At 41.1% G+C, this 15774-nt stretch carries 16 protein-coding genes; 12 read left to right on the top strand and 4 right to left on the bottom strand.

Going from position 1 to position 15774, the window contains the following annotated elements; translation table 11 throughout:
• Positions 1-427: 427 nt before the first annotated feature.
• From NSQ44_RS04295 to NSQ44_RS04305, 3 genes are all read left to right on the top strand, one after another.
• Complete coding sequence (locus NSQ44_RS04295; protein ID WP_340855228.1) at positions 428-1711, top strand: IS110 family transposase; 1284 nt, start codon at positions 428-430, stop codon at positions 1709-1711.
• A gap of 392 nt (positions 1712-2103) precedes the next feature.
• Positions 2104-2541: a type VII toxin-antitoxin system HepT family RNase toxin gene (hepT, locus tag NSQ44_RS04300; RefSeq protein WP_340855231.1), complete on the top strand. Its 438-nt coding sequence runs from the start codon at positions 2104-2106 to the stop codon at positions 2539-2541.
• A 27-nt stretch (positions 2542-2568) separates the two neighbouring features.
• Complete coding sequence (locus tag NSQ44_RS04305) at positions 2569-3336, top strand: TIGR01457 family HAD-type hydrolase (protein WP_063387087.1); 768 nt, start codon at positions 2569-2571, stop codon at positions 3334-3336.
• A gap of 50 nt (positions 3337-3386) precedes the next feature.
• Here NSQ44_RS04305 and NSQ44_RS04310 read toward each other — a convergent pair whose 3' ends face one another.
• A complete protein-coding gene (locus NSQ44_RS04310; RefSeq protein WP_340855235.1) occupies positions 3387-3869 on the bottom strand; it encodes a phosphatidylglycerophosphatase A family protein in 483 nt (160 codons plus the stop codon).
• A gap of 213 nt (positions 3870-4082) precedes the next feature.
• On the opposite strand from NSQ44_RS04310, the gene yutH reads away from it, so the two are divergent.
• The 5 genes from yutH to thrB all read left to right on the top strand — a co-directional run bounded on the left by yutH (position 4083) and on the right by thrB (position 9585).
• Positions 4083-5066 carry a spore coat putative kinase YutH gene (yutH, locus tag NSQ44_RS04315; RefSeq protein WP_340855238.1) on the top strand — a complete coding sequence of 328 codons (984 nt, stop codon included), beginning with the start codon at positions 4083-4085 and terminating at the stop codon, positions 5064-5066.
• A gap of 138 nt (positions 5067-5204) precedes the next feature.
• Positions 5205-6164 carry a 2-hydroxyacid dehydrogenase gene (locus NSQ44_RS04320; protein ID WP_094245255.1) on the top strand — a complete coding sequence of 320 codons (960 nt, stop codon included), beginning with the start codon at positions 5205-5207 and terminating at the stop codon, positions 6162-6164.
• A 147-nt stretch (positions 6165-6311) separates the two neighbouring features.
• On the top strand, positions 6312-7610 hold the full coding sequence (locus NSQ44_RS04325) for a homoserine dehydrogenase (protein ID WP_186439305.1): 1299 nt from the start codon (positions 6312-6314) through the stop codon (positions 7608-7610).
• Positions 7607-8668: a threonine synthase gene (gene thrC, locus NSQ44_RS04330; RefSeq protein WP_063387082.1), complete on the top strand. Its 1062-nt coding sequence runs from the start codon at positions 7607-7609 to the stop codon at positions 8666-8668. The genes NSQ44_RS04325 and thrC overlap by 4 nt, the downstream gene beginning before the upstream one ends.
• Entirely contained in the window at positions 8665-9585 is a 921-nt protein-coding gene (thrB, locus tag NSQ44_RS04335; protein WP_340855242.1) for a homoserine kinase, read from the top strand. The genes thrC and thrB overlap by 4 nt, the downstream gene beginning before the upstream one ends.
• 33 nt (positions 9586-9618) lie before the next feature.
• On the opposite strand, the gene NSQ44_RS04340 is transcribed toward thrB, so the two are convergent.
• Together NSQ44_RS04340 and NSQ44_RS04345 are read right to left on the bottom strand one after the other, a co-directional pair.
• Positions 9619-9882: a NifU family protein gene (locus NSQ44_RS04340; protein ID WP_375338782.1), complete on the bottom strand. Its 264-nt coding sequence runs from the start codon at positions 9880-9882 to the stop codon at positions 9619-9621.
• A 218-nt stretch (positions 9883-10100) separates the two neighbouring features.
• A complete protein-coding gene (locus NSQ44_RS04345) occupies positions 10101-11345 on the bottom strand; it encodes an IS110 family transposase (RefSeq protein WP_044899849.1) in 1245 nt (414 codons plus the stop codon).
• A 304-nt stretch (positions 11346-11649) separates the two neighbouring features.
• On the opposite strand from NSQ44_RS04345, the gene NSQ44_RS04350 reads away from it, so the two are divergent.
• Positions 11650-11973, top strand: a complete 324-nt coding sequence (locus NSQ44_RS04350) for a YuzD family protein (protein ID WP_340789787.1) — start codon at positions 11650-11652, stop codon at positions 11971-11973.
• Between the two features lie 209 nt (positions 11974-12182).
• Here NSQ44_RS04350 and NSQ44_RS04355 read toward each other — a convergent pair whose 3' ends face one another.
• Positions 12183-13253, bottom strand: coding sequence for an NAD(P)/FAD-dependent oxidoreductase (locus NSQ44_RS04355; RefSeq protein WP_340789788.1), 1071 nt, complete (start codon positions 13251-13253; stop codon positions 12183-12185).
• A gap of 223 nt (positions 13254-13476) precedes the next feature.
• Here NSQ44_RS04355 and NSQ44_RS04360 point away from each other — a divergent pair, with 223 nt between their 5' ends.
• The 3 genes from NSQ44_RS04360 to NSQ44_RS04370 all read left to right on the top strand — a co-directional run bounded on the left by NSQ44_RS04360 (position 13477) and on the right by NSQ44_RS04370 (position 15363).
• Positions 13477-13713, top strand: coding sequence for a YuzB family protein (locus tag NSQ44_RS04360; RefSeq protein WP_327863257.1), 237 nt, complete (start codon positions 13477-13479; stop codon positions 13711-13713).
• Positions 13714-14064: 351 nt separating this feature from the next.
• The gene (gene dapF / locus NSQ44_RS04365; protein WP_063387076.1) at positions 14065-14937 is read left to right on the top strand and encodes a diaminopimelate epimerase; all 873 of its coding nucleotides are present in this window, start codon (positions 14065-14067) and stop codon (positions 14935-14937) included.
• A gap of 63 nt (positions 14938-15000) precedes the next feature.
• Positions 15001-15363 (top strand): HesB/IscA family protein, encoded by a 363-nt coding sequence (locus NSQ44_RS04370; protein WP_063387075.1) that lies wholly within the window; start codon positions 15001-15003, stop codon positions 15361-15363.
• Positions 15364-15774: the final 411 nt, after the last annotated feature.

Genomic DNA, 15774 nt, shown 5'->3' on the forward strand with positions numbered 1-15774 from the left:
CAAAATCCTCCTCTGCTTGTCATGAAAAATCGTCATCTGTAAAAGCAATTTTTTGTGCGCGTTTAGGAATTTCTTTATTAAATTGAAAAAATCTAAGCGGATCCTACCCGGCATGCAAGATGTATCAAACCGCGGAAAGCTTGCGCCTGCTCAATCACGAAATCCAAATTTTAGAAACATCAGCTCTGTTTGCCAAAATCGATCCGTCTAACGAGAGGATTTTAGTGCTCTGCTTTAAAAAACTCAAAAGTGTGTAAAGTAGTAGGTAGTTCAAATGGTCGAGTATGGTAAAATAAAAAACGGATACAAAAACCTTAAGAAAGCATTCCTGTTAGGAGCTTTTCCGGGGACTTGATCAAAAAAAGCCCTCTTGGTATGATGCAGGGGTGTCAAACAACACCTACCATCATGCCAAGGAGGACTTCAGATGAATTGTACACAAAATCATAAAATCAATCAAGTCACCGAACAAACGCTTGTCGTGGGAATCGATATCGCGAAACGAACCCACTACGCCTGCTTCGTGGATGACCGGGGGCGTGTGCTTCGAAAATCCTTCCCGTTCCTCCAGTCGAAGAAGGGATTTCGGCAGCTGAATGAAGCGATTCAGGAGGCGATGCAAGCGTTCGGGAAGTCACAGGTGATCGTCGCCGTGGAACCGACCGGGCACTACTGGTTGAACCTGGCCTACTTTCTCGAGGAAAACGGGATCCCGCTGGTCATGGTCAACCCAGCGCATGTGTGCCGGTCGAAAGAACTCGATGACAACCTGCCGACGAAACACGACGCCAAAGACGCCCTGGTCATCGCCAGACTGGCGAAAGACGGACGATTCCTCGTCCCCCGGCTGTTGCACGAGATCGAAGCGGATTTGCGCGTCGGGAGCACCCTCAAAGAAAAGCTCCGCAAGGAACAGACGGCGGTGAAAAATGCGATCATTCGTTGGACCGATCGGTATTTTCCGGAGTTTTGGACGGTGTTTCGCGATCTGGGGAAAACGGCGCTTTCGGTGTTGGAGTGGACGCCGTTTCCGGCCGATATGGTGGGTCGGACCGCCGAGGAGCTCATCGAGGTGTACCGGCAAAGCGAAGGGCTGAAATGCCCGCAGAAGGCCAAAATTCAGGCGTTGATCGACGCCGCGAAGGACTCCATTGGGGTGACGGAAGGGACGACGATGGCCCGGTTTGAGATCGCCGCGCTCGTCCGCCAATACCGCCAATTAGAAGCCGAGATCGCGGCGCTGGACGCGGAGTTGAAGGCGTTGGTTCAAACGACGATGGAGTATCAATGGCTGAAAACGGTCGACGGGTTGGGGGATGCCACGATCATTGACCTGCTGGCGGAGATCGGCAGTTTCTCCCACTATCGGGACCCGCGTCAATTGGTGAAATTAGCGGGCCTGACGCTCAAGGAGAACTCCTCCGGCCAGCGCAAAGGGCAAAAGCGGATCTCCAAACGGGGACGAAAACGGCTGCGATCGGTGTTGTTTCGGGCGATGATTCCGCTGATCCGGCACAACGAGGCGTTTCGCGAGCTGCATGAGTATTACACGACCCGATCCGTCAACCCGCTGACCGGAAAACAGTCTATCGTGGTGTTATGCCGAAAACTGCTGAATGTGCTGTTTGCGATTTGTACGAAGAAACAAGCCTTTGACGCAGAGCGAATGATGCAGGACGTCTTGTCCCAAGTTCAACACCGGGTGGCATAAGGCCTCCCCCACGAACAGAAAAAATGTTTGACAACAGGATGACACCGGAGAAGCTGGCGTGATCTCCTCCATGCGACCTCGAGTCCCTAAGAAAGCTTGGCCGGCCTCCGCCTGATGACGAGACCGAACGAGGGAATGTTGGCGCAAAGACGCCCGGAGACATGGGAGGGTTCGTCCTCATCAGCGATGCGGAGATCCAAGGGTGCATCGAATACGCTTCCCCCCACGTCAGGAAAATGTATCCAGACGTGGCCGCGAAGCGCACCCTGGCTCTGTAAGATATCCACAAAACTGAAAAAGGATGTAAGGGATTTTGTCGAAAAATATTTTTTTGACACCCCTGAGAGGCCGAAAAGCCTTGATATATCAACATTTCTAGAGGGAGAAATCATATGTATTTTGTGGACAGAAAAAAGATTGAAGATACTGTAAAATTTGTAGAAGATCTTGTATCCATGTTTGAAGGCCATCAACAGTGGGAGTCTGATGTTGAAAAAAAAGCGTTGGAGCGGGTTGCCCAATTGTTGATTGAGGCGATTTTAGATATCGGAAACGGAATTATTGACGGTTTTATTATGCGGGACCCGGGCAGCTATGAAGACATTATTGACATTTTAGAAGATGAATCTGTCGTTGACAGCAGGGATGCGGAAGGATTAAAAAAATTAATTTCCTACAGAAAAATGCTCGTTCAAGATTATTTAAACATACGGCATGAAGAACTGTATGATTCAGTATCAACCCATTTACAAGTTTTGAGAAATTTTTGCCATCGTGTTCGAACCTACTTGGAAGATGAACTTGGACCAGTTACAGCTTTTAAGCCGTAATGGATTGATTGAAGGAGTGAAAAAAAATTGAAGAAATATAAAGGATATTTCATCGATTTAGACGGCACCATGTATCGGGGTACAGAAAAAATTGAAGAAGCTGAAGAATTTGTTAAAAAACTGAAGGAAAAAGGAATTTCGTACTTATTTATGACAAACAATTCTTCTAAAACCCCGAAGCAAGTAGCGGAAAAACTAATCAGTCTCGGCATTCCGGCGGAAGAGCATCAAATTTTAACTTCAAGCATTGCCACAGCCAATTTTATTTGGGAAAGAAAACAAAATGCTTCTATATATGTAATCGGTGAAGAGGGGCTGCGAAAGGCCTTGGAGGAAAAAGGTTTTCGCTTCGTCGATGAAAATCCGGATTTTGTCGTTGTGGGTATTGATCGAAACATCAATTATGAAAAGCTTGCCAAGGCCTGTTTAGCGGTTCGCGCAGGTGCAACATTTATTTCAACAAACGGGGATACTGCTCTGCCGACTGAGCGAGGACTGCTTCCAGGCAATGGCGCCATTACATCGGTCATTTCAGTATCTACAAATGTTCAGCCGATTTTTATCGGAAAACCTGAAAAAATTATTGTAGAGCAAGGGCTGAAAATGCTGAAAACGAAAAAAGAAGAAACGCTTCTTGTCGGAGATAATTACGAGACGGATATTAAGGCAGGTATCCAATCAGGGATGGACACCCTTCTTGTGCATACAGGCGTAACAACGAAAGAACACTTAAAACACAAAGAAATACAACCGACTTATACAGTGAATAACCTTTCGGAATGGCATGTGCTATGATGAAGCCTTATTCTTTTCCAGCTGATTTCACAATAGGTGCTCCGCTGCCCCTACTGTGAATCAGTGGATCGATGGGCGAGCCGGCTTGAAGCTGCCGCTGCAATGGCTCCGACAATATCATCTAAAAAAGTATGACACTTACCTGTGCTTTTATCGTTTAAATGAGCAAGTATACCAGGCTTTTGTTTATCGATATAGCCATAGTTCGTAAACCCGATTGATCCGTAAATATTCACAATGGAAAATGCAAGAATTTCATCAATTCCATATAATCCTTCATCCGATTGGATGATCGATTGAAGAGGCTCCTGTAAATGCCCCTTTTCTGCTAGAACATCTAATTGAATTCCGGTTAAAATGGCATTTTGAACCTCTCTTTTCGAAAGAACTCTTTCCACGTTTTGCAAACAGTCTTCTTTTGTTAAGTTTGGATAATATTGCTGCTGTAAAAAATAGACGAGCTCTGCGATGTCATCCGGTGTAACTCCTCTATCTTTCAGCCATTTTCTTGCAGTTTGCTCTATTTTATCCATGTCGTTCACCCTATCTTTTACAAGTATATGAAAGTGCTGAAATCGGCTGTGACGCCGATTTCAATAAATTCTTGCTTAAATTTTCAAAAAGCATCAACATCTTTTTTATATTGTATACACAAAAGCTTTTCTACATGTTATAGTTTATGGCATTTTTTCATTATTTATATTGGGGTGTTTTTTTGAAAAATGGATTTATAGGGGAAATTAGGAATGAAAGAGCTTTTAAAAAAGCATTATGGAATAGATGTACTCGACTTTTTTTCAATTGGGCAATGGCAGGGGTTTAAAACAAAAAGAAATATCGGTTTTATTGCTGCTGTTTCACATATTGACCATAAGGAGCTTTATGAACTGTATGAAATGAGTCGTTATCTCCTTATGACTAACGAGAGAAAAGCTGCTTCGTTTTTATTAACTGTAAATGGGGATCTTACGGCAGAACATAATGGAACGCGCTACGCTGTGTTTCAAATACCTCAACAAACAAAGCGGCTTAATATAACTTCTCTCGGAAAAGAGCTGTCATTTTTTCACGAAGTTGGCAGAAGGCTGCCTTTTACTCCCGTTCATTCGAATCGAATGGGGCAATGGAGAAATTTATGGGCAAGGCGGATCGATCAAATGGAGCAATTTTGGAGTATTCAAATTGCTTCAAAGCCTCATCACGCCTTTGACAAGCTATTTATTGAATCCTTTCCATATTATTTAGGCTTAGGCGAAAATGCCATCCAATATTTAGCGGATACTGAGCTTGATGATCGACCATTGCCGGTTGATTCCGGCACCATATGTCATCAACGTTTTACGAGAGAAACATGGGAAAACGCATTTTCATTGCCTGTTGATTTCGTTTTTGATCATGGAGGAAGAGATATTGCTGAATGTTTAAGGTATGATTTTCTGACAGGAAGGCAAACAATTGATGAGCTTTTTTTGGCAGAATACGACCGAGCGTCTCCGTTATCCTCTTTTTTTTGGCGGTTAGTTTTTAGCAGGCTTTTGTTTCCTGTTCATTATTTTGAATGTGTTGAAAACTATTATCTTGCAGAGGAAGAAGAAAGGGATTCTCTGCAATTTCAAATAGAAAAAATTTTGCAAACATCTTCGCAATATGAGCAATTTTTATCTTCGTTTTCATCTATGATATATTTGAGGAAAAAGCAAATTGTATTGCCGGCTTTGACATGGTTATAAAAGGTTCAGTCGCATTTTGTTGTGGTATCATAAAAAAGAAAGCAGCTAAAATCTTGCAGCTGTTTCGAACAAAGCATCGATTTTGTCATATCAATTCAAAACAATAGCTATTTATTAGAAGAAGGAGAAGATGAATCAGTGACCCAATATATTTTTGTAACAAGAAAACTGCCAGAAAACCTATTGGATCCTCTTCGTTCCATCGGAGTTGTCGACATGTGGGAGCAGGATTCTCCATGTCCGAGGTCTGTATTATTGGAAAAGGCAAAAAAAGCTGATGCTCTGCTTACAATGCTGTCAGACCGGGTGGATGAAGAACTGCTTCAAAAAGCCAAAAATTTAAAAATCGTTGCTAATTTAGCAGTCGGGTATGACAATATCGATCTCGAAGCGTCGAAAAAGTACGGCGTGACTGTATCTAATACACCGGATGTACTAACAGATACGACTGCCGATTTAACCTTTGCTTTGTTAATGGCAGCGGCAAGAAGATTGGTTGAAGCTGCGGATTATGTAAAAGAAGGAAAATGGACAGGGTGGTCTCCATTTTTGTTGGCAGGAAACGATATCCATCATAAAACGATTGGGATCGTTGGCATGGGGAAAATTGGAGAAGCTGTTGCGAGACGGGCAAAAGGATTTGATATGGAAATTTTGTATCATAATCGTTCAAAGAAACCGGAAGTGGAAAAAGAGCTTGGAGCGAAATACTGCACATTTGATGAATTGCTAGAGAAAGCCGATTTTGTCGTTAATTTAACACCATTAACAAATGAAACGAAAAACTTGTTTGACGAGGAAGCCTTTAAAAAAATGAAAACAAGTGCAATATTTGTTAATGCTGGCAGAGGAGCATCTGTTGATGAAAACGCTTTGTATAATGCTCTAAAAACTGGTGAAATCGCTGGTTGTGGATTGGACGTGTTTAAAGAAGAACCGATTGATTCCAATCATCCGCTTTTATCATTGAAACAAGTTGTAGCACTTCCGCATATCGGCAGCGCGAGTCGGGAAACACGCATAAAAATGATCGAACTTTGCGTCGAAAATATTCAACGTGTGTTAACGGGCGAGAAACCGAAAACAGCCGTTGTTTAAACGCCCAAAAAGCGTTTACATATGCGGATGATGAAAATTTCTCTTGTAAAATCAGTCATTGAAATTTATAATGTCTTATAAAACAGTTAATGTCTTTTTACGGCAGACAATTGTCTATTATAAATAAACATAAGGGAGATGAATTGGTTGGAATCAATCTCAGTAGGACTGCTCGGTTTAGGCACCGTTGGTAGCGGAGTAGTAAAAATCATTGAAGACCACCAGGATAAGCTCATTCATTTAATCGGGTGCCCGGTGAAAGTAAAAAAAATTCTTGTTCAAAATACAAATAAAAAAAGAGACGTTCATGTAGAACCTTCCCAATTAACGACAAATGTTCATGAGGTAATAGAAGATCCGGATATTGACGTCATTATTGAGGTCATGGGGGGAATTGAGCAAACACGGGAATATTTGCTTGAAGCATTAAATCGGAAGAAGCATGTTGTGACGGCAAATAAAGATTTGATGGCCGTGTACGGAACTGAGTTGCTCAAAAAAGCGACGGATAACGGCTGCGATCTTTTTTATGAAGCAAGTGTCGCAGGCGGCATCCCGATTTTGCGTACATTGGTAGATGGATTGGCGTCAGACCGGATTACAAAAATGATGGGGATTGTTAACGGAACGACAAACTTTATTTTAACGAAAATGTCAAAATACGGAACCCCTTATGAAGAAGTGCTGAAGGAAGCGCAAAGATTAGGATATGCAGAAGCTGATCCGACTTCTGATGTAGAAGGCTTGGATGCAGCGAGAAAGATGGCGATTTTGGCAAGACTTGGATTTTCTATGGAAGTAGATTTAGAAGATGTGGAAGTAAAAGGGATAACGGATATTACACAAGAGGATATTGATTACAGTAAACGGCTCGGCTATACGATGAAATTAATCGGCATCGCCCATCGAAGCGGTGATAAAATTGAAGTTAGTGTACAGCCTGCACTGCTGCCCGATCATCATCCGTTAGCTTCCGTCCAAGATGAATATAATGCGGTTTATGTGTACGGCGAAGCAGTAGGGGAAACAATGTTTTACGGTCCTGGCGCAGGAAGCTTGCCAACTGCAACCGCTGTTGTTTCGGATTTAGTAGGCGTATTGAAAAACATGCGTCTAGGTGTAAATGGAAGAAGCGCCGTAGCCCCGCAATATCAGAAACAATTGAAGGCACCTGAAGAAATTTTTGCCCAATACTTTTTACGAATTCACGTAGAAGATCAAGTTGGAGCTTTTTCAAAAATTACATCCCTCTTTTCAGACAGAGGTGTAAGCTTTGAGAAAATTCTCCAATTACCTCTGAAGAATAAAGATTTAGCGGAAATTGTCATCGTTACCCATAAAGCATCGAAAAAAGATTTTGAGGAAATTTTAATGGAACTCCGAGATTTGCAAGTTGTTAAGGAAGTTAAAAGTACGTATCGAGTAGAAGGGAACGGCTTATTATGAAATGGAATGGACTAATTGCAAAATATAAAGAATTTTTGCCAGTAACGGACAAAACACCGATGCTGACATTGAACGAAGGGAATACTCCTCTCATTCATTTAGAAAAATTATCTGAAAAATTAGGCGTTGAGCTGTATGTGAAAACAGAAGGAGCGAATCCTACCGGTTCATTTAAAGACCGCGGTATGGTGATGGCAGTTGCAAAAGCGGTGGAAGAAGGAAGCACAACTATAATGTGCGCTTCAACTGGAAATACGTCTGCAGCTGCTTCCGCATATGCGGCACGTGCAGGATTGCGTTCCATTGTTGTTATACCGAACGGAAAAATCGCTTTTGGAAAGCTTGCCCAAGCAGTTATGTACGGCGCAGAAATTTTTGCAATTGAAGGAAACTTCGATGATGCCTTAAAAATGGTTCGTGAAATTTGTGAAGAGCTGCCAATTACTCTTGTCAATTCTGTAAATCCTTACCGAATTGAAGGGCAAAAAACAGCGGCGTTTGAAATTTGTGAACAGCTGGGAAAAGCTCCGGATTATTTGGCGATTCCGGTTGGAAATGCTGGAAACATTACAGCATATTGGAAAGGATTTAAAGAGTTTAATGAGCGGCACCAAACAGGGCTTCCAAAAATGCACGGTTTTGAAGCGGAAGGCGCTGCAGCCATTGTAAAAAATCAAGTGATTGAAAATCCGGAAACAGTGGCAACTGCCATTCGAATTGGAAACCCAGCAAGCTGGGAATTTGCTGTCAATGCTGCCAATGAATCAGGCGGAAAGATCGATATGGTAACAGATGAAGAAATTTTGGATGCTTATCAATTAATTGCAAGAACGGAAGGCGTTTTTGCTGAACCTGCTTCAAGTGCATCTATTGCAGGAGTGATGAAAGATGTAAATTCGGGGAAAATCCCGAAAGGAAGCACAGTTGTAGCAGTATTGACCGGGAACGGATTAAAAGATCCGAATACTGCGATCGATGTGTCATCCATCCAGCCGATCGTGCTGCCTAATGAAAAGAAAGCTGTGATGGACCATCTCAAGGGAGATGGGCATGTATGAAAGAAGGAGACATGTTAAAAATTCAAGTTCCCGGAAGTACAGCCAACCTTGGCCCCGGTTTTGATTCTGTAGGGCTCGCTTTAAACCGCTATTTAACACTAGCCGTTACATTTGCGGAAAATTGGACATTTAAGCCGGTAAGTGAAGAAGTAGCAAACGTACCGGAAGGGAAAGAGAATTTAATTTATAAAGTCGCTTCCAAGCTAGCAGAAAAACATAGTGTTAATCTTCCTGCATGTTATGTGGAAATTTCAAGTGATATTCCGATGACAAGAGGACTCGGAAGCAGCGCGGCCGCCATTGCAGCAGGGATTGAGCTTTGCGATCGTGTTTGTAAACTGAATTTGAGCGATGAAGAAAAAATTCATTTTGCCAGCAAGTTTGAGGGACATCCGGATAATGCCGGAGCTTCTATAGTAGGCGGTCTAGTGGTCGGCTATTTAACAGATGACCACACATATTTTGTAAAAGTGGATAATCTGGATGTGGATATTATCGCGGTTATTCCGCCATATTATTTATATACGAAGGATTCTAGAGGCGTTTTGCCGAAGACATTTGAATTTCAGCAGTCGGTGAAAGCCAGTGCGATCAGCAATGTGCTTGTTGGGAGCATCATGAATAATAATTGGGAATTGGCAGGCCAAATGATGGAAATGGACATATTCCATCAACCGTATAGGGAAAGTCTAGTTCCTGAACTGTCAGCTGTTCGAAAGATCGGAAAAGAGCACGGTGTGTACGGGACTGTATTGAGCGGTGCAGGTCCAACGATATTGTGTTTTGCTCCAAAAGGCATGAGACACTCATTGCGTCCTAAACTAAAAGAGGCTTTTCCTCATTGTGAAGTAACACAGCTAGAAATTGATTATGAAGGGACAAAGTCTTGGTTTACTCATATTGAAAGCTTGATATAAAGAAACAAACCGGCGAAAAGCCGGTTTGTTTCATTAAAATACTTGTTCTACTTCTACGATGCCTGGAACTTCTTCCAGCAGAGCCCGCTCAATACCTGCTTTCAAAGTAATGGTAGAACTTGGGCAGCTCCCGCACGCACCTAAAAGGCGCAATTTCACAATGCCCTCTTCAACATCAACTAATTCGCAGTCTCCGCCGTCACGAAGCAAAAACGGGCGCAGCTTATCTAAAACTTCCTGTACTTGTTCTTTTATTTGAACATCTGACATACTATCGACTCCTTTCTTATCCATCATTATATTCAAAATGAGCGATAAAATCTATTTGTAAGTTTCAAATTCATTGTATCACATTTTTTTTAAATCTAATATGGATAATCTAGGAGATCATCATTTTATTATATAGGAGAGAACAAGTCTGAAATAAATACTTTGGGTTCCAAGTAATAAAAATAGGCATAGCAAAACAAGCCATCCATCGATGACTTTATTGGAAATATTTGGTTGATTGATCATCAAGTTGTAACTGCCGTCACTCGAAAACCTTGACTTTTAGCTAATAAAATCGCTTGTTCTACCGTGATCTCACGGTTTACTGGAAGAACGTCTGATTTTTTATATAATTCTGGATTATACGGCTCTTTCTTTTTGAGAATGTTGTATATAGCTGTTAACAGCATACGTGCAATGGCAATAATTGCTCGTTTGTGACCACGACGTTTTTTAAGTTTTAAGTAGCGGTTTCGAATTTCGGGATGCTTTTCACTTTTGACCACAGCAGTTGCACACTGTACCAAAAGAGGCTTGATGTAGCAGCCAGCTCTCGAAATTCTTACTGACTTTTTCTTGCCGGCACTCTCGTTATTCGTGGGTGTTAGTCCTGCCCAGGAACATAAATGCTTAGCTGTCGGAAACACGTCCATATTAACACCTATTTCCGAAACCACGGCAATGGCGGAAAAAATGTTCTTAAAGGACGGAACAGTTAAGATTAAGTTGATTTCTTCTGTGTAGGACTCGGCAAGAGAAAGGATAATTTTTTCAAGATCTGCTTTACGAGATTGAAGATCTTCATAGTGCTGTTTAATGACCTTTAATTTATCAGCCTGTTCCGGTGTAATATATCCGTCTATGGCGAGTTCCAAATCAGAAAGTTTCTTCTTCATGGAACCGTGAATTAAAGGTTCTATGTCAAAAGTGGTATCCAAGGGATTCCCTAAAATCTTGTCAATAATGTTCATGGAGCTTTTACCGAAGGTATCCGAAACAACATTTCCAAGTTGAATATTAGATACAGTTAAACAGTTCTGAAGACGATTCTTCTCACTCGACATAAAATTAGTCAATTTAAAACGATAACGCATAAGGTCACGAAGCTGTCTGATAGCCAGCGGTGGCATAAAGCTTCCAGCTACTAGATCATGCTTAAATAAATCGGCAATCCATTTGGCATCTTTTTTATCAGTTTTTTTACCACGGATAGCCTTAACATATTTTGGATGTGCAAGAGTAATGTTACAGGAATCCTCTAGAACATTAAACACGGGAATCCAGTATTTCCCGGTAGATTCCATACAAACATCCTTACAGTTATTTTCACAAAGCCATTGTGACAGCTCTTTCAATCCTTTTGTATAGGTAGAAAAGCGATGGCGTTTGTAAGTAGTGACACCTTTGTTGGTAGAAGCAATACAGGCAACAACAAAGGTTTTGTGGACATCAATCCCACAGCATATTGGATAAACAATCTTTAATCCCATAGGGATAACTCCTTTCACGTTATTAAAGGGATAGACAGCATTGACTGATTGCCCAGCAATAAACGAGTAGTTGTTTATACAAAGATAAGTCTGCGTGCTCGAAGTCACACTTATTTGTGCTTGGAAAGGCAATCTACACATATAAACATGCGGTCACCCTGCAACCAGAGTGGCCCACTCACCTCCGCGTGATTTGTAGTTGACTGTTATCCCTATGACTTTAGAATAATAAAAATAACGCCGGTGGCACAATTGTTTCATTACGTTTTGTGCCTTGAGCGAAGCGAAAGGAATGGGTATAAACATGAGAAAACCGGTAGAAATTTGTGTTTATGGTGCAGAAACCTTATGTCCAAGCTGTGTAAATTCGCCTTCAGCAAAAGATACATTTGAATGGCTGGAAGCAGCACTGACTAGAAAATATCCAGATCAGCCATTTGACATCACATATATTGATATATATTGTCCTCCGGAAGATGAAGAGAAAAAGAAAATAGCCGATCAAATCGTGAAGGAAGAATATTTTTATCCCCTTGTGGTCATAAATGGAGTGGTAGTAGGAGAAGGTAATCCAAAGCTAAAAAGGATTTTTCAAGAGATGGAAAAACATGGTTACCAGCCTGTGTAAGAAAGAGTTTACTCGTCAATCCAGAACTGTGAAAGAAAAAGTGCATTGTCGATTTCTTCAAGCCAAAAGAACAGATCCGCTAAAAAAAACGCTGCTTCGTTTTTTTACATGCAAAATAATAGACAACTGTATTTCTCTTGATTTATATTTTCCAGTGAAAGAGTTCCGGAAAAAGAGAAGCCGGACGTACAAATGAACGCCCGGTTTTCTCATGCTCCACTATGATATTTATAAATCCAAAGAATTCCTGATTTTAAAAGACGTGGCACACGTCCAGTGAGTGCGCGATCTCCTACCATCCCAAAACCTGATTTTTTTCCGAGAGAACCGAGAACGCCTTTTAATTTGAACGGCGGCAGTTCCTCTGGAAGAGGTTCGTTGTTCCATTTTTTGAGCAATACTTGTACAATTTGTTCAGCCTGCGCTTCGGCAAGTTGAGCACTTGGTGCGTAAGGAAGGCTTGCACAGTCTCCAACAACATACACATGTTCATCTTGAGGAAGATGATGGTATTTTGTTAAAATAACCCGTCCTTGCCGGTCTTTTTCAACATTCAATTTCCTTACGACATAATTCGGTTGAATTCCTGCGGTCCAAACGACAACATCACAAGGAATCGGTTCATCATGGTTATAAACCATATTTGGCTCAACTTTTGTAATATTGGCGCTGTTGATTACTTCAACCCCGTGCTCTTCAAACCATGTTTGGACATATTTGCTTAATCGTTCCGGGAAGTTTGATAAGATCACTTTTCCGCGGTCAAACAGCTTGATTTTTAAATCGGATCTGCTTTCACGCAGTTCGCTTGCCAATTCAACGCCGCTCAATCCGGCTCCAACTATGCAGACTGTTGCACCTGCTCCTAAATTGTTCAACTTTTGATACGTTTCACGTGATTGATCGATTGTTTGAATGCTGCAAGTATATTTGTCAGCACCCGGAACATTATGATACTTGTCTTCACATCCTAATCCGATGACAAGATCGTCATACGTGATTGGAGATTGATCTTTTAAATGTACAAGCTTTTGTTCAAGGTCAATGTCCGTGACTTCACCGTAATGAACGTTCAATTTCGGGTGTTCTGGAAAGGCCACGCGCACATGCTGATCTGAAATCGTTCCCGCAGCCAAAGCATAGTATTCCGTTTTTAAACAATGATAAGGGTTTTTATCCACTAATGTTATTTCGACACCGTCCGGCAAGTTATTGGGAAGCAGCTTGTGAAGAATTCTCATGCCGCCATAGCCGCCTCCGAGGAGCAGTAACTTTCTCATCGCGATTCCCCTTTTCCCTGCAAATGTTTACCCCAAAACTGTGACAATCGTAACAAATGCCACTAAAAGTATAACGAATTTATGTATAAATCACAACATACTTAAGGAAAAATAGCACAATTGTTATGGCAAAATGTTAAATGAACCTTGAAGTTCAATGCTTTGACAATGAAGAAAAAAAGCATTATGATAGGCTACTGAGTATAGAAGGAGGACAATTCACATGAAACCCATTATAGAGTTTTGTGTCAGCAACTTAGCGAACGGTTCACAAAAAGCATTAGAACAATTAGAAAAAGATCCTAATTTCGATATTGTTGAATACAGTTGCCTAGGATATTGCGGCCAATGCTACGAATCGCTTTTCGCCCTTGTAAACGGAGAAGTGGTGGAAGGGGAAACGGCAGAAGAGCTAGTGAATAATATTTATCAATTTTTAGAAGAAAATCCAATGTTTTAATAGAAAAATAAAAGTGAGTGATTAAATTAAAAGGGAGACAAGCTTTTGATTCTCCTGATTTTGATCTTGTCTCTGAATATTTCATTCGAGGTATGAGAGCATATTATAAAATGCAAGTATGAATCTCAATATTGTTTTTCAGCACGACGCTTGCCTTTGCGGATGAGTCTTTTTTTACGTATGAGCAATGTGTTTGAAGCGGCAGGCTGATGATATAAAAAATAAAAGCCCCTCTTATATTTCCCGAGGAGCTTTTATTTATATATGAAAACGGGGGATATTTTTATTGTCAACAAATTTTGAACGTTTTATACTTATAAAAACAAATTTTTTGTTGTTTTGGAGGAAAAAATGGAAACTTTTCAATTTACAAAAATGCATGGATTAGGAAACAGTTATATTTATGTAAATGGATTCGAAGAAACGCTTCCGGAGCATCTCCTGCCAGATATTGCACGAAAAGTTGCGAACGTTCATACCGGCATCGGTTCAGATGGGTTAATATTAATTCTTCCATCTGAACGTGCGAATGTGAAAATGAGAATTTTCAACAGTGACGGTTCAGAAGGAAAAAACTGCGGAAACGGTTTGCGCTGTGTCGCAAAATATGTTTATGAGCATAACATAGTAAAAGAGAAAAAGTTTTTGATCGAAACACTTTCTGGCTTGGTTGAAGCCGAAGTCCATGAAGAAAATGGACGAGTATCATGCGTCACAATTGATATGGGTCACCCTAAGCTGTTAAAAAAGGAAATACCGATGGCCGGAAACGGAGATGAAACAGCTATTGGTGAAATCATGGAATTTAACGGCTCGAAATATGAAGTCACAGCGGTTTCGATGGGAAATCCACACATCATCTTTTTTGTGGACGATATTGAGAAAGCTCCATTAACAACATTGGGGCCGGTTGTCGAAAAAGATGCAAGATTTCCAGAAGGGGTAAATGTAGAATTTGTCGAAATCGTCAATGACCATGAGCTTCATTTTCGAGTATGGGAAAGAGGTTCAGGTGTCACACAAGCTTGCGGCACCGGAGCATGTGCGGCAGTGGTCGCATCCGTATTAAACGAGCAAACAACAAGAGGCAAAGAAACAGTTGTCCATCTTGCCGGCGGCGATTTATTTATTAAATGGACTGACGAGGGGAACATTTTGATGAAAGGACCTGCTGAAACGGTTTGCACGGGGACCTATTATTATGAAGCCGGTTCAGAAATTTGAGAGTTTTTTTCTGAAAAGGTATACTAAAAGTGACTCAAAAATTAATGAAAAGGAGGATGGGTCATGTCTGAAATTGTTATGCTTACCGAAGCGGCAGCTTTTCAAATAAAAGATATGATGAGAGAAAATGAAGAAGAAGGCGCCTATTTGCGTATTGGTGTGAAAGGCGGCGGCTGCACTGGACTTTCATACGGCATCGGGTTTGAACAAGAAAAACAAGAAGATGATCACGAATTTGAACAATTCGGCATTCGGATTTTAGTGGATAAAGACAGCGCCCCTATATTAAAGGGAACAAAGATTGATTATAAACAATCGATGCTTGGTGGAGGATTCACGATAGACAACCCTAATGCGATTGCGTCTTGCGGCTGCGGCGCCTCCTTTAGAACTGCAACACACGCTGGAACACCGGAAGAGTGCTAAAAAAGATTCTTTCCTGAACCCAAGCATAATGATCGCTTTATTCCTTAACTTTTTCTATACTCACAATAAAATATATCCTAATAAAGTGGAATCCAAAAAAAGTCTGCTTTATTAGGATATTTTTATGGGAAAAACGGCTAAATGCAACTTATTAAAAGTGATAGAGAATTAAATGAGGATATTTACAGATCACAGATTTTCATCATGGAAGACTGTGCGAAAGACTATATGAATTACCGATGAAAGTTGAAAAAAGATAGGGCTGTCCGATGAGTTTCTAAAATGAAGGATTTTGGAGCTACTGTAAAGGACAAAAATAAAGGAATCAAGTTTGTAAATGTCCTTCATAGAGGCAATGAAGTCCAACAAGAAGCAATTGTATGTGCTGAATGTCCGTCATAAAACTTTTGA

The organism is Aeribacillus sp. FSL M8-0254 (assembly GCF_038008845.1).
In the GTDB taxonomy this organism is placed as follows: domain Bacteria; phylum Bacillota; class Bacilli; order Bacillales; family Aeribacillaceae; genus Aeribacillus; species Aeribacillus composti.